This window comes from Bradyrhizobium sp. S3.7.6, from assembly GCF_054061875.1.
Genome location: NZ_JBSSEQ010000001.1, coordinates 1,616,513 through 1,631,849, shown reverse-complemented (window position 1 = coordinate 1,631,849; position 15,337 = coordinate 1,616,513). Strand labels below are relative to the sequence as shown.

The 15,337-nt window shown below is 64.0% G+C and carries 6 protein-coding genes; 2 read left to right on the top strand and 4 right to left on the bottom strand.

Going from position 1 to position 15,337, the window contains the following annotated elements; all coding sequences use genetic code 11:
* Positions 1–156: 156 nt before the first annotated feature.
* A complete protein-coding gene (locus tag ACVJ5M_RS07690) occupies positions 157–2,388 on the bottom strand; it encodes a CHASE2 domain-containing protein (protein WP_063980816.1) in 2,232 nt (743 codons plus the stop codon).
* 147 nt (positions 2,389–2,535) lie between these two features.
* On the bottom strand, positions 2,536–9,348 hold the full coding sequence (locus tag ACVJ5M_RS07685; protein WP_354099833.1) for a VCBS domain-containing protein: 6,813 nt from the start codon (positions 9,346–9,348) through the stop codon (positions 2,536–2,538).
* Between the two features lie 622 nt (positions 9,349–9,970).
* Between ACVJ5M_RS07685 and ACVJ5M_RS07680 the strand changes: the two genes are divergently transcribed.
* Positions 9,971–10,702 carry a transglutaminase-like cysteine peptidase gene (locus ACVJ5M_RS07680; RefSeq protein ID WP_063980814.1) on the top strand — a complete coding sequence of 244 codons (732 nt, stop codon included), beginning with the start codon at positions 9,971–9,973 and terminating at the stop codon, positions 10,700–10,702.
* A gap of 176 nt (positions 10,703–10,878) precedes the next feature.
* Positions 10,879–12,003, top strand: coding sequence for a lysozyme inhibitor LprI family protein (locus tag ACVJ5M_RS07675; protein ID WP_354097747.1), 1,125 nt, complete (start codon positions 10,879–10,881; stop codon positions 12,001–12,003).
* Positions 12,004–12,203: 200 nt separating this feature from the next.
* On the opposite strand, the gene ACVJ5M_RS07670 is transcribed toward ACVJ5M_RS07675, so the two are convergent.
* Positions 12,204–13,403, bottom strand: coding sequence for an ABC transporter substrate-binding protein (locus ACVJ5M_RS07670; protein ID WP_063980812.1), 1,200 nt, complete (start codon positions 13,401–13,403; stop codon positions 12,204–12,206).
* A gap of 81 nt (positions 13,404–13,484) precedes the next feature.
* On the bottom strand, positions 13,485–15,323 hold the full coding sequence (locus ACVJ5M_RS07665; RefSeq protein ID WP_063986061.1) for an AMP-dependent synthetase/ligase: 1,839 nt from the start codon (positions 15,321–15,323) through the stop codon (positions 13,485–13,487).
* Between the last annotated feature and the right edge of the window lie 14 nt (positions 15,324–15,337).

Below are 15,337 nucleotides of genomic sequence, written 5' to 3'. Positions count from 1 at the left end.
AGTCGCGAGCCCGGGACCCATAACCGCAGGGAGTGGTTTGGCGAAGACTCGGAGTTACCGGCTCGCGCGATAACATCTCCCTGGGGGTATGGGTCCCCGCGTACGCGGGGACGACACTTTCAGTGCAGCACCAGCGATGGCCACGCACTCACACCGCTACTTCGTCAGCAGCGCATACGCGCCGTTCCATCCTTCCGCCGGCGGATTGATCTGGAATTCCTTGATTCGCGCCTCGTACAGCTTGAACAGCTTTTCCAGCGTGTCGGCATCCTCGCTGCGGCGGCCGCGCTCGATCGCTTCCAGCGCGCCCTGCCAGTCGCGGCCGCGGTAGCAGCCGAGCATCTCGATGGTGACGTTGCGCAGGCGCTGGAAAGCGCCCGAATGCATCACGTCCTCGCGGCCGGCGATGGCGTAGATCACCTCGGGCTCGGTCTTGCCCTTGACCATGATGAAGTCGAGCTCGAGGATCGCGAACTTGTCCTTGGCGGCGAGCGCGGTCCTGGAGCCGACGATGATGGGAAAGCCGTATTCCTTCGACTGGCCTTCCAGGCGCGAGGCGAGGTTCACGCTGTCGCCGAGCACCGAATAGTTCTTCTTTAGGTCGGAGCCCATGTTGCCGACGACGCCGATGCCGGTGTTGAGGCCGATGCCGACATTGAGCGGGATGTAGACGTGACCGCCGTCGGCGGCCTCCTGCTCGCGCTCCTTGTTGACCGCGTCGATCTGCTCCAGCATCTGGATCGCGGCCTCGCAGGCGTTGACCTCGTGCTCGGCATCGTCGAGCGGCGCGTTCCAGAACGCCATGATGGCGTCGCCCATGTACTTGTCGATGTAGCCCTTCTGATCGATGATGACGTCTGTCAACGGCGTCAGGAAGCGGTTCATCAGCGCGATCAGGCCTTGCGGATCCTGCTTGTAGCTCTCCGAGATCGTGGTGAAGCCGCGCACATCGGAAAACATGATCGTCATCTCGCGCTCCTCGCCGCCGAGCACCAGCTTTTCGGGCGACTGCGCGAGCTGCTCGACCAGGACGGGCGACATGTATTGCGCGAACATGCCGCGGATCTGCACGCGCTGACGCTGCTCGCGCACGAAGCTCGCGAAGATCAGTGTCAGATAGATCGCGGTGGTCGAGAGCAGCGGATAGGTGAAGTCGATGAGGTAGCGGTACTGCGCGTAGAAGAACCAGGACACGCCGACCAGGATGGCGGCGAACATCGCGCCCGCGAGCCCCAGACGGACAGGGCCGAGATTGGGCGTGAAGATGATGACGAGCAGGCCGATCACGAGCGCGGCGATCAGCTCGACGCCGAGCGCATAGTTCGGCTGCGAGATCACCGCGCCGCTGAGCACGCTCTCCAGCACCTGGGCATGGATCTCGACACCCGGCATGGTCGATGACACCGGCGTGGTCTTGATGTCGTTCAGCCCGACCGCCGAGGTGCCGACCAGCACCAGCTTGCCGGCGATCTTGTTCGGCGGCGCGGTGTTGTCGAGCACGTCGGCCGCCGAGATGTAGATCGAGGGATCCTGGCGGGCGTAGTGCACCCAGAGCTGGCCGTTCTTGTCGGTCGGAATCTCCACGCCCTTGAGGCGCACGGCCCTGATGCCGGTCTTGTCGGTCCGGACCAGCAGCGTCGGCGTTCCCGTGACGACGCGTAAAATCTCGAGGCTGAGCGAGGGCATGATGTTGCCCTGGGCGCGCATGATCAACGGCACGCGGCGGATCAGGCCGTCGCGCTCGGTCTTGATCGAGAACAGGCCGCGGCCGGCCGCGACCTTCTCGATGACGGACACGTTACGCAACAGGCCGGGGAATTCGAACAGGAAACGTTCGGCATCCGCTTCGCCGACCGTCGCGACGCCGGTGAAGGGCAACGACTTGTCGATCTCGGACGAGATCGCCGGCTGCCCGGTTTCGCCCAGCACCACGTGCGAGCGCTTGATCGCGTCGGCGAGGATCTGGTCGTTGGTCGGGAGCTCGCGCAGCCTGGCGCGGGTGGCGTCGTCGAGATCGCGCATCTGGCTCGCGACCAGATCCGGGTTGAGCCGGTCGGCTTCGGAGAACACCATGTCGAAGCCGATCGTCACCGCGCCGTTACCGGTGAGGTTCTGGATCAGGTCCGCGATCCGCGTGCGCGGCCATGGCCACTGGCCGAGCTTGGCGAGGCTCTTGTCGTCGATGTCGACGATGGTGACCGGCCGCGCCGCCTTGTGGCGGGGATCGATCAGCTGGAACATGTCGAAGGTGCGCAGCCGCAATTCCTGGATCGGCGGCGGATCCCAGACACGAGCGCCGGCAAAGACGACCAGCAGCGCAAGGCACATCAGCCGCGCGAAGCCGAGCTTCCGCGCAAACCACCGCCGCAGGATCTTGAGACGCTTCATTTCAGTCGGACTTCCTGACCTGTATCGCGCCCGGCGCACCGATCATGGAGCGTCCGCGAGCGATTGGCTATTCCCCGGCGGTCGAGGATTAAGGATTTTTTGCCGCGGTCAAGCTGCGAGCCGGCCGCCAGGAGGCCCGGGCGGCGATCAGGTGATGTGGAAGATGAAATCGCTGGCCTTCAGATTTGCCGCGATCACGTTCTTCAGCAGGATCGTCTCGTGGTTGTCCAGCGTGATCAGGGCGTCGCCCGATTGCGGAGCGATATTGACGTCGTGCAGCGAGCTGATGCTGCCGAACTGCCGCAGGTCGATCTTGTCGAGGCCGACCTCGAAATCGTCGACGCTGTGCTGGACCGCGGACTGCGACGACGTCGGCGCGAACACGAACTGGTCCTTGGCGCCGCCGCCGATAAGCGTGTCGCTCGACTCGGTGGCGAAGATCACGTCCTTGCCGTCGGTGCCCTCCAGGCGGATGCCCTGGCTGCTGGCGCCCTCGACGAAGATGAAGTTCACGGTGTCGGAATGACCGGTCGAGTCGGCAACGGTCACCTTGATCTTGTCCGTCGCAGGCGGCTGCGGATACTGCTCGGTGCTGGCGCCTGTCGGGTCGTAGGTGATGCCGGCACCTTCTGCGAGGCCGGTGTTGATCTGCTCGAGCGAGCCCGTCGTCGGATATGCACTGACGCTGCTGGTATCCGGATGCGAGGTCGACACCGTGACGGTGAAAATGTCCGTCGCCGCGCCAGAATCGGTATCGGTGACCACCAGATCGGTGATGATATCGTTGCTGTTCTCGCGGATGTGCTCGACGTGGAAGCTCTCGGTATTGATGACTGGACCGATGGCAGGCGTCACGCTCGTGCCGATGGTGGTGATGTCGTGCGAGATCGACGCGGTGCCGCCGGTGCCCGTCGCCGTGAGATCGATCGTCGCCGTCGAGCCAGCGGTGGTGATGGCGCCTGTATAGGTGTCGTCGAGAGCGTGGACGCCCAGCGCGCCAGGCTCGCCGCTGAATCCGTCTGCAGGCACAAACCGGATCAGCGTAGCGGAGCTCAGCACGAGCGCATTCGCATCACCGACCGAGTCGACATCGACCCAGCAGCCGCCAACCTTGTACTGCCAGACGCCCTGGTCAACGGTCGCGGCGTCCGACGTCACCGCGATGGCCTTGAAGGTCGCGCCAGTGTCGGCGTCATGGAACTTGTTCGTGAAGAGATCGCGGATCTTGCTGCCAGCCGGATCGCTGTCGTTGCCGGCGACGGCGGCCAGCGTCGCGCTGTCGAGCGTCGGCGCGTCGTTCTTGCCGGTGATCGTGATGGTGACGTCGGTCGTGGTGGTCTCGCCCCGGCCATCATCGAGCGTGATGGTGGACACGACCTTCGCCGTCTGGTCCTGGCCGAGGAAATCGAGCGCGTTGTCGGCGATCGAATAGTGCCAGGTGACGGTACCGTTGTTCTTGCCGGTCAGCTGATACGTCAGCGCGTTCTTCAACGCGGCGGTCTCGTCGGGCGTGAGCGACGCGGTGAGGTCGGTGGCGCCGTCGAGCCAGGTCACGTCCTGGTCGACCTTCGTCACCGTCGGACGGTCGGTCAGGTCGATGTCCTTGAAGTCGATCGAGCCGGTCGCGGCCGGCGACGGGTCGATCGTCGAGGACGAACCGGTGGTATCGGGCTGCTCGGAGAAGCTTGCGGTCAGCTGCGCCACATCCGTGGTGGTGAATGTCGGCGCATCGTCGTCCGCATGGATCGTGATCAGCGTGTGGCCACCCTCATCGCTGCCCGCGAAGTGCGCGTCGCGATAGTCTCCGATCAGGGTGAGGCTGATGCTCTTGCCATCGTCGCCGGTGACCGTCAGCACGCCGCCGTTCGCGGGGTGGTCGGCATCCGGGACATAAACCGCGCTGGTGCCAGGCCCCCACTTGATCATCGTCAGGTCGATCTTGTCGTTCGCGGACAGCTCCGCGATCGAGCCGCCGAAATCCTTCGTATCGATCTCCAGCTCGGCGCCGTCACCGGCAAGCGTGATCGTTTGCGATACCGCACCCTTGACCTCGAGCGTCGCGCCGGCATCGACGACGACCGCGCCCGTGGCCGAGCCCGACAGCGAGCCAAACAGCGTCAGCGTCCCGGTGTGAACCTCGATCGAGCCGGTGCCGGTGTTGGTGATGTCGCCCGTGATCGACGCAGTGCCCCAGCTGTCGATGTCGCCATAATTTTCGATGGTCAGATCGGCCCCGGAAATGGAGGCCCCGTGCAGATCGATGTCGCCGTGGTTGACGATCGAGGACGCATCGCCGAACACGCCGCTGCCGGCGACCGTCCAGGTACCGCCCGTCTCGTTATTGAACGTGGCGGTGGCGACCGAGATGTTGCCGTTGATGTGGCCGGCGTTGTTGATCGTGATCTCGCCGCCAGTCTCGACGATCGCATAGGTCGATGAGGTCACGCTGCCGGCATCGGCTGGCCCGATGGTGCCGGAGTTGGTGATAAATGCAGCGCCGGTGCCGTTCTCCTGGATGGAGATCGCAGCAAAACCATCGGCGCCGACCACGGAGCCGGTATTGGTGATGTGCGTCGAGCCGACCGCGCCCGCATCGTCCTGGTCGACATTGATGCCGAACGAGGTCGTGCCGGAGATGTGCCCGTTGCTGGTGACGGTGACTGCGCCGTTGCCATGGGAGACGATGTCGAGGCCGACCGCACCGGAAACGCCGCCGCCGATGGTCGCCGTGATATCGCCTGCACCGTTCGCACCGTCGTGCAGCACGATGCCGTTGCCGGTCTGGCCGGTGATGTCGCCCGATGTCGTCAGCGAGATGTCGCCGATGCCGTTCTGAGTGACGACAATGCCGTTGGTCGCACCGGTCAGCGTACCGCTCGGGGCCAGGACGATGTTGCCGCGACTGCCGATCGTCCCGCCCGAAGCGGTGAAGTCGAGCGCGTCGCCCTTGCCCGAATTGATGCCGGCATCGCCGGTGACCGTGAAAGTACCGCCGGTCGTCGCCTGACCGGCGATAGTGCCGGTAAAGGCATGGCTCGTCTTGTCGAGCTTGAGCGTATTGGTGCCGCCGGCGAAGCTGACGGTCTGCGCATCCGCACCACCGAGCTCCAGCGTCGTGTTATTGTCGATGATCAGCGCGCCGACACCGGTGATGCCGCCGGACAGGTTGAGCGTGCCGCTCTGGACTTCGATGGTGCCGGTGTTGGTGACGCCACCCGTGATCGTGTTGAGGCCGGAGACGCTGTAGAGATTGCCGGCATTGCCGAGGCTGCCGCCGTTGATCGAGACGTCGGACAGATAGAGCTTCGAGGTCCCGTCGACCGAGATCGTGCCGCCGGTGTTGGCGACGGTGACGGTCGTCAGCTTCAGCGTGCCGCCGGTCACTGCCTCGATTAGACCGTGATTGGTGATGCCGTGAAGGATGCCGGGATCGATCGTCAGCGTGCCGCTGGTGACCGAGATCGTGCCGGTATTGCCGACGTCGGCGTTGTCGATCGCGCTCGCGCCGGTCGATTCCAGCGTGCCGGCGATGGTGAGCGTGCCGCCGGCCAGGCTCGCACCGTTCAACGTCAGATTCTTGCTCGCATCGACATTGACGGTGCCGTGATTGACGATCGCGGTGCCCGAAACGGTCGCGTCGTCCAGCGTCAGCGTGGCGCCGCTCTCGACCGTCACCGCGCTGACGCTGAGCGTGGCGGCGTTGTCGATCTTGCTGGCGCCGGTGACGTCGATCGTGCCGGCGCCCCTGATGGCGCCGCCGCTGATCGTGGCATAGTCCAGCGTCAGTGCGGCACTGCCGTCGACGATGACGTCGCCGCTCGAATTGTCGACGGTCGAGCCCTGCTCGATCGCGAGCGCGCCGTTGGCGAGCACTTCGATGATGCCGGCATTGGTGACGGTCTCATCGCTGAGCGCATTGCGCGCACCGCTCACCTTGAAGACGGTATTGTTTTTCAGAATGCCGCCGCTCAGGACGGCATCGCCGGTCAGATCAATCTCACCGTTGTTGGTAATCGTGCCGGCGCCGCGAATGCCGGCGTTGAGGACGGGGCCTCCCTCGTCATCACCGCCACCGGTGTCGATCACCGCACCAGCTCCTCCGATGGTCGCATTGCTGACGATCAGCTTGCCGCTGGCGTCGACCGTGATCTGGCCGGCATTGGTAACGCTGGAGCCCTGATGGATCGTCAGCCAGCCGTTGGCCAGCACCTCGATCACACCGGTCGCGGTGTTGGACACGGTCTCGTGGGCGAACTCGACCGTGCCCTTGACGTTGACTGTGCCGGAATTGTTCAGCGTGCCGTTCTCGATCAGGCTGGTGCCGTCGAGCTCCAGCGTGCCCAAAATGCTGACGGTGCCGCCATCGACCGTCGCGGTGTCGACGATCAGCGTCGAGCCGGCATCGGCCCTCAGCAAGCCGCTGGCGTTGTGGATCGTGGCGAGCGTCTTCAGCGTGCCGCCGGACAGCTCGATCGTGCCGGAATTGGTGATCTTGGTGCCGCTGGCGAAATCGCCGCCGCCCGCGAGCGTCAGATAGCCGGCATTGGTGAGCACGCTCGTGCCCAGAATCTCGGCCTTGCCGCCGACCGACATCGTTCCGGTCGCGGCGGTCGTGAGGATCGAATCGGCACCCATGTTGAGCGCGCCTGATATCGTCAGCGAGCTCTGGACGATCACTTTCGGCGGCGGGCCACCGAAATCGTTCATCGTCAGCGACTTGGCGTAGGCCGCAGTGTCGATCGTCACCGGATAGGACGGCGTCAGGCCGTGCAGCTGATCGGTGATGACGATGACATCGTCATTGATGGTCGGGACCGTGCCGGTTGCCCAGTTCGCCGCGTCCTTCCAGAAGCCGCCGGAGGGAGCGCCGGCCTTGTCGGTCGCGATCCACACCACCGCGGGCGCATCGGTGCCGGTGATCGTGACGGTGATGGTCTGCTTCGAGGTCGCGCCTTGCGAATCCGTCAGCGTCACGGTGTAGACCAGCGTCAGGACCTCACCTTTCGGGATGAAGTCGGCGAGATAGACCGGCAGATCGGCCAGCGACCAGTTGATGGTGCCGGTGCCGTCTCCGGTGCTGTCGGCGCCCGCCGCGATCGCGACCGACATCGCGCTCTGGAACGCCGCGAGCGGGCCCGGCGGAACGGTGCCATCAGGCAGGGTCGCGCTGGTCAGCGCCACCGACACCGTATGCTTGTCGGTGAGATCGACGTCGCCGAAGTTCAGCGTGCCCGTCGTCGGCACATCGCTGGTGAGCGGGCCACCCGGCACGCTGGTGCCGCCTTCAAAGATGATGACCGGAACGCTGGTGGTGATCACCGGCTTGTCGTTGGTGCCGGTGATCGTGATCGTGATGGGGATGAAGGCGGTCTCGGGGCTGACCGAGAAATTGTTGTCGACGCGGACCATGTAGGTCAGCGTCAACGTTTCGCCGGCCGCGAGGAAGTCGAAGACGTGGTCGGGGATCGTGTAGGTCCAGACCGCCGAGCCGTTGTTGTTGTTGCCGCCGTCGGCGACGACGTTGATCTGGATCTGCGTCGCCGCGATGTCCTGCTTCTGGAGCGCGGTGAGCGAGCCGGTGACGTCCTGGCCGGCGCTCTTGTAGACGTAGTTCGGCGCGTCGGCGAGGTTCACGCTCACCGTGGGCCTGTCGCCCAGGTTCTGGTCGATGAAGGTGATGCGGCCGGAGATCGTGTCGGAATGCGTGGTGTCGCCGGTCGTGTCCGCGCGCTCGGTCAGCACAAACGCCGTCTTCACATTGCCGTTGAGATCGAGGCTCTGAGACAGAGGCTTGCCGGGGTAACGGTTGAAAGGCGTCGTGTGATCGCTGGGCCCCTGCGGTCCCTGCTGACCGAGGTTGGTGAAGAGCGCGGTCGCGATGTAGCCGGCCGGCGTCTTGATGACCAGGCCGTCGCTGGTCTGCGTGATCGTGTCGGTGAAGTTCGTGGTCAGCTTGGTGTTGGTGTTGTTGTCGGTGAACTTCAGCGTGAACACGTCTGTGATCAGCCTCTGGACGTCCGGCGACAGCAGCCCGTTGGTGATCGAGACGTTGCCGCCGCTGATCTGGATCATCTGGCCGGCCTGGTTGACCGTCGCGATCGGCAGCAGCGTGACCTTGTCGAACAGGATGTAGGAGCCGGTCGTGCCGTTCGGCTCGACCAGCACCTGGAAGCTCGCCTGCGGCTGCGGATCGCCGCCGCCGGCGGGAACGACGAAGTTGATCTGGGTCAGCACCGCCGTGCCGCGGATGCCCATGGTGGCGACCGGCGTGTCGATCTTCATGTCGCCGTGCTTGGCGGTCTCGCCCGCGACGAAGGTGATGGTGCCCGCAACCAGGCTCAGCAGCGAGGAATTGCTCGACCCGTTGGGGTCGTAGACCATCTCGTTCAGCACCATCCGCGCATTGGAGGACAGGCCGAACACGGTGCCGTCGATGAAGGTGATGCCGAGCGTCGAATCCGCGCCGGTCGAGACCACATCGCCCTTCTCGACGTTATCGCCGTTGTTCAGCGTGACCGAGACGCCGTTGCGAACCGCGGTCGCGCTGCCGGAGAGTTTTGTGACGTGGCCGATGACCTGCGCGGCGGCGATGCCGGGCGCGGCCTGCGCAACCTGCACATGGCCCGTGAGCGCGTTGACGACGTCGCCGGTGAGATGGGCGCCATCGGGCGAGGCGATCGCTGCGCGCTTGTCGCCCTTGAAATAATCGTGAATGACGAACTCATGCCCCTCGTGGGACAGCACGAGGTCGAGACCTGCGCGCTTGAACTCGCCATTGAAGATCAGGTTAGCATCGGGAACAACGAACGTGCCGTCGGGCACGTGACCGTGCGCCTTCGCGACAAAAGGCTTGGCGATAAAAGTCTTGGCCGTAAAGGAATCGATATGAACGTCCGCGGCCGAGCGGGAACCCTCGCCATCAAGGGGAATCGTGGCGTCAAATTTGCCAGCGTAATTCAACCGGGGGGCACCGCAAAAAAGAGTTAAAATCTAAGTAAGTAACGACCGCCTAAGCTTGAATAGCATTACCAAGTCCTTAGCGAAACCATCTATTGCTTGTGTGATTCCCATCACTTGGCTGGAGGAGTCCCCAATAGCGGCGCCTTCACAGAGAAGCCGAAGTAATTCTTCAAATATTCCGAGGTCGGTTTTCGGCTTATTTTCACGCATTCCCAGTCATCCAAAGTAATCAGTCGCCCCTATCGAACGACGGATACTTGTGTCATCTTTTGTTCGTAGTACCCCGCAGCATCCTGCGACAAATACGGGGCAGAATCTGTGACCCAACTAACAGAACCCGTGAAATAACGGGCTGTTAGCCATAAGCGGTAGAATCAGCCCTCCCGCAACTTCTCCCTGCAATTGGTTCCATTTCGCGGCGACGGAGCCCTCCTAGCCGGCGAATCGTAAAATTTTACGCAATTTGCACAGGCCCGTTTCAGCCTGTCCCACGGTTTTGGGACCCCCTGCCGGGCGCGTTAAGCAGAACAAAACGGCCCGTCTCGCACTATCTCCGCGAAAGCAACAAAGCCCGGCACGACCAGGTCGAGGGGGACCTGGCGAAGCCGGAAGGGGATGTCAGATGGAGACCGCTGCTCGCTCGCGCGCCTGGCGCGCTGTCCTTGTGCTGTGCGGATTGATCCTGCTCGGATCGGCCGCCGAGCTCCGCGCCGGCACGCTGCTGTCGCCTGGAGCCGGCGTCCTCGTGCGCAGATCCGCCGAGCCGTTCGGCGTGTTCGCCTTCGCCATCTCGTCCGGCAGCCTCCAGCAGAAATGGTTCGCGCTGAAGCAGAAGCTCGACGACGACATGGTGCAGCTCGCGCTGTGCGACGGCGACCGGGACAATTGCGCGTCGCCCGCGGCGCTCAAGCTGATCGCCATCGTCGACCAGGCCCGCAGCCGCGACGGCCGCGCGAAGCTGGGTGAGACCAATCGCGCCATCAATCTTGCCATCCGGGCCGCCAATGACGGCGCCGACGACGTCTGGAGCTCGCCGCTCGCGACCTTCGCGCGGGGCGCCGGCGATTGCGAAGACTATGCCATCGCCAAGCTGGCCGCGCTGCGGCTCGCCGGCGTTGCCAATGAGGACCTCCGCATCGTCGTGGTGCGTGACGTCAGGGCCGGCGAAGAGCATGCGGTTGCCGCAGCAAAGCTCGGCGGCCACTGGCTGATGCTCGACAACCGCCGCATGGCGATGGTCGAGGACGACGCGGCCCAGACCTACCAGCCGCTGTTCGTGCTCTACCAATCCGCCGTGATGAAATATGTCGACGAACCGGTGCGGTTGTCGATGGCCGCACCCGAGGCGCACTGATTTTCTTGTAGCCCGGATGGAGCGAAGCGAAATCCGGGACTTTCACGACGCGCACCGCTCCCGGATTACGCTTCGCTCCATCCGGGCTACGGGTCTCACGTAAACCGTCACGCCACAAAGCCGTTTCGCCGCGCGATCCGGGGCGCTAGCATGGCGCCTTTGCGGGGGCGACTGGAATGCGGTTCATCGTGCTGTCTGTGCTTGCGCTGCTGGTGTTGCCGGCGGCACCAGGCTCCGCGCAATCGGGCCCGTCCGACCGCTCCATCGCCGACAGGCTGCCGCTATTTGCCCGAAACAACTGCCAGCAGATCCGCGATCCCGGCAATCAATTGATCTGCGGTGACGCCGAGCTGGCCGCCGCCGCCGAGAAGCTCGGCACGGCGATCGAGGCGCGGCTCGCCCGCCTGCCCGATCGCCTGCCCGCGATCGAGGAGAATGCGATTTGGATCCGACAGCGCAACCTCGGCTGCGGCATCGTCGGCCAGACCGCGATCCGCACCGACGATTTCGACCGCGTGAAGGCGTGCCTTCTCAAGGTCACCGAAGAGCGCGCCGCAATCGTGCGTGATCCCGATTTCGACTGTCTCGCGGCCAACACGGCCGCGGGCGCGCTGATCTGCGCGGACCCGTCGCTGGCGCTCACCGAAACCGAGCTCAACAGCCAGGTGCTGGGCCTGATCGGCAGGCTGGATCCGACCGCGGCCCGCTTTGCCTTCGCCGAATACGGCCGATGGACGAGGGAGCGCGATCGCAAGTGCAATCTCGTCGGCAAGGAGAACGTGCCGCTTGCCGAGCTTTCGTCCGCGGAAGATTGTCTCGCCGACCATCTGAAGCGCAAGACCGAGGAGATCGCCGCCGCCAAGGGCGATCCGAAGAAAGTGTTCGGCCGGCAGGTCGCGGCCCTCTCGCCCGACACCGATGCCGTCGATTTCTGCGCCGCCCGGATTCACGCCGCCAATTCGTGCGGCAATTTCCTCCGCATCAACCGCGTCTACGCGCTCGACAGCCAGGTGACCGACCAGGAGGCGCAGGTCACGGGCGAGATCGAGATGGTCGTGCTGGCGCCCTTCACCATGTGCAGCAAGGTCGCATCCACCTGCACCGGCACCTGCTGGGACCCCAGGACGGGCCGTCCACAGCCCGGCCTCGGCAGCAAGGAGCGATCCGGCGAAGCCTTCAACGTCACGCGCCGCCTGAGAATCCAGCGGACCTTCGCTTTCGTCAAAGCCGCCGACGGCTGGCGCTGCCGGGAAGACGAGCTCGCGCCGGTGAATTCGGGGACGGCGGGCGGGGGATCGTAGGTTCTCCCCGTGGCGTGCTTTCTTCCTTCTCCCCTTGTGGGAGAAGGTGGCGCGCACATCGTGCGCGCCGGATGAGGGGTTCTCTCCACTCGCACGACCATTCATGAGGATAGAGACCCCGAACCCGGCTTCGCTCACGCGAAGCCAGCCTCTCCCACAAGGGGAGAGGGTGCACCGTCAGCGCCGCAAGAGCGAAGCCATCAAAACATCAGATTATCCTTCACCAGCACCCAGCGGCCGTTCTTCACTTGCTGCACCTGGGTGACGGTGGTGGCGAGATGGTTGGTCTTCGAGAACACCGTCGGCGGCGAATTAAAGATATCCTGGAACTTGTCGCCGGACTCCAGCGCGTCGAGCATCTTCTGGCCAGTGAGATCCTTGCCAGCCTTGTTGGCATAATGCGCGAACGTCATCACCGCATTGTAGCCGATGATCGCCTGGGTGTTGGCGTCGGCGTTGAACATCTTCTTGTAATTGACGAGCCAGTCCTTCACCTTTCCCTTCGCGGTGTCTTCGTAGGGAATTTCGAAGTTCGAGGCGGAATACAAGCCTTCCACCACTTCCTTGCCGAGCGCCGGCACTTCGAGCACGTTAACGGGCGTGGCGCCGAGGAAGGTGACGTCCCATCCGAGCTTCTTCGCTTCACCCATCGTGCCGATCGGCTCACGGAGGACCGCGCCGAGCACGACGAGGTCGCAACCGTCGGACTTCATCTTGGCGACCTGCGCGCTGAAATCGGAGGCGCCGCGCTTGTAGCTCGTGATCGAGGCCGGCTGCAGCTTCATGGCGGTGAGCTGCTGGTTGAAGCCGTCGAGCACGTTTTTGCCGTACTCGTCGTCCTGATGCAGGATGCACGGCTTCTTGAAATTCTTTGCCTCTATCATGTATTTGAGCGCTGCGCGCGTGCTCTCGACATAGGGCAGGAGGTTGTTGAACTTCAGCCTCTCCTGCGGCTTGGCCGGATCGAACTTGAAGGTGAACTCGGCCGCCGTCAGCGGGAAGAGCTGAAGCACGCCGGCGTCGAGCAAGATATCCTGCGCAGCGAGCACGGTCGGCGATCCCATTGGACCCACCATCGCGAAAATCTTGTCGCGCTCGATCAGCTTTTGCGAAGCCAGCACCGCTTTCTTCGGATCGTAGCCCGAGTCCTCGACGACCAGCTTGATCTTGCGGCCCTGGACACCGCCCGCCGCGTTGATCTCCTCGACCGCCATCTTCATGCCGTTCGAGACCGGCACGCCCCAGCCCTTGATCGGCCCCGACAGGTCCTGATGGGTGCCGATGACGATCTCGGATGCCGAGATGCCATCGTTGGTGACCTTGGTTTGCGCCGCGGCCGGCAGACAGGTGAGCACCACGGCGCTCACAGCAAGGCCGAACGTACTGAACGATTTCGACATTGACGTCTCCTCTCCTTTGGGCCCGTATGGTGCGAAGGGCGGGGGCCACAGCTCCTTCGCTTTCTCGAACTGGCAGGCTCGTCACGCCACCGCGCGCTGGCGATACATCGCCTCGATCTCGGCAGCGTAGCGCTTGTTCACGAAGCCGCGCTTCAGCTTCATGGTCGGCGTCAGCTCCTCGTCCTCCGGGGTCAGCTGGCGCTCGATCAGGTAAAATCTCTTGATGGTCTCGACGCGGGCGAAATTGCCGTTGACCCGTTCGATCTCGCGCCAGATCAGGTCCTGGATCTCCGCCGCGCGGCACAGGCTCGCATAATTGGTGAAGGGGATGTCGTGGTCCTGGGCGAATTTCTCGACATTCTCCTGGTCGATCATCACGAGGCAGGTCAGATAGGGCCGCTTGTCGCCGATCACCACGGCATCCGAGATGTAGGGCGAGAATTTGAGCTGGTTCTCGATCTCGGACGGCGTAACGTTCTTTCCGCCGGAGGTGATGATGATGTCCTTCATCCGGTCGGTGATGCGGACAAAGCCTTCGTTGTCGATGGTGCCGACGTCGCCGGTGTGCAGCCAGCCGCGATGGTCGATGGTCTCGGCGGTCTTCTCGGGCTGATTCAGATAGCCCATGAACAGGAAGTCGCCCTTGATCAGGATCTCGCCATCGGGCGACAGCGCGACCTCGCCCCAGGACACGGCAGTGCCGACCGAGCCGAACTTGATGCGTTCCGCCGGCATCATGGTCGCGACGCCGCAATTCTCGGTCTGGCCGTAGACCTCGTGCATGTCGATGCCGAGCGCGAGATACCAGCGGATCAACTCCGGCGCGATCGGCGCAGCGCCGGTGAACGCGATGCGGCAGCGGTCGAGCCCGATCATGCGGCGGATGTTGCGGAACGCGAGCCGGTAGGCGATGCCGTTGGCGATGCGCAGCGAGAGCGGCGGCGCCCTGCCCTCGATCCGGCAATCGACCATGCGATAGCCGACCTTGATGGCGCGGCGATAGACCCATTGCTGCAGCGGCGTCGCGTCCTTCAGCGCGATGGTGATCGCGGAATAGAACTTCTCCCAGACGCGAGGCACCGCAAAGAAGACGGTCGGCTGCACCTCGCGCAGATTGTCCGGCACCGTCTCCGGGCTCTCGGCGAAATTCATCACCGAGCCGAGTGCGACCGAGATGTAGTAGCCGGCGACCCGCTCGGCGACGTGGCAGAGCGGAAGGAAGATCAGCCGGTCTTCGTCCTCCCGCGCCGAGATGAAATCGTTGGCATGCCGCATCTGATGCGTGACGCTGCGGTTCGCGTGCATCGCGCCCTTGGGCGGACCGGTGGTGCCCGAGGTGTAGACGAGGATGACAAGGTCGTCCGCGCTGCGGCTGTCGATCATCTCCTGCCACAGCTCCTCGCGGCCGACCATGTGGTTGCGGCCGAGCGCACGGAACTCGTCGAGCGACATCACCATGTCGTCGGAGAAGCCGCTGAGGCCCTCCATGTCGAACACGATGATCTTTTGCAGGGACGGACAGCGCGCGCGGCAGGCGAGCACCTTGTCGAGCTGCTCCTCGTCCTCTGCAAAGATCACCCTGGTCCGGGAATCGTTGACCAGATATTCGACCTGGGACGATGCATCGGTCGGATAGATTCCAGAGGAAACACCGCCGGCGCACAAAATCCCCATGTCGGCATGAACCCATTCCGGCACGGCATTGGCGATGATGGAGGCGACGTCGCCGGGCAGAAAGCCGGAGGCGCGAAGCGCGTAGGCGATCTCCTTCGAGATCTCCAGCCACTCGCGCCAGCTGGTCGGCTGCCAGATGCCGAATTTCTTCTCGCGAATAGCCGGCCTGTCGCCCCGCGTCTCGGCGGCGCGCAAGAAGCTCTTCGCGATCGTATCAGCGACCGTCAGCACCGCCGGTCGGGCCATGCGCGTCTCCTCCT

Bases quoted from the DNA above. Each gene is read 5' to 3' on its own strand.
- ACVJ5M_RS07690 (WP_063980816.1), bottom strand. From the start codon at position 2,388: ATGAAGCGTCTCAAGATCCTGCGGCGGTGGTTTGCGCGGAAGCTCGGC.
- ACVJ5M_RS07680 (WP_063980814.1), top strand. From the start codon at position 9,971: ATGGAGACCGCTGCTCGCTCGCGCGCCTGGCGCGCTGTCCTTGTGCTG.
- ACVJ5M_RS07675 (WP_354097747.1), top strand. From the start codon at position 10,879: ATGCGGTTCATCGTGCTGTCTGTGCTTGCGCTGCTGGTGTTGCCGGCG.
- ACVJ5M_RS07670 (WP_063980812.1), bottom strand. From the start codon at position 13,403: ATGTCGAAATCGTTCAGTACGTTCGGCCTTGCTGTGAGCGCCGTGGTG.
- ACVJ5M_RS07665 (WP_063986061.1), bottom strand. From the start codon at position 15,323: ATGGCCCGACCGGCGGTGCTGACGGTCGCTGATACGATCGCGAAGAGC.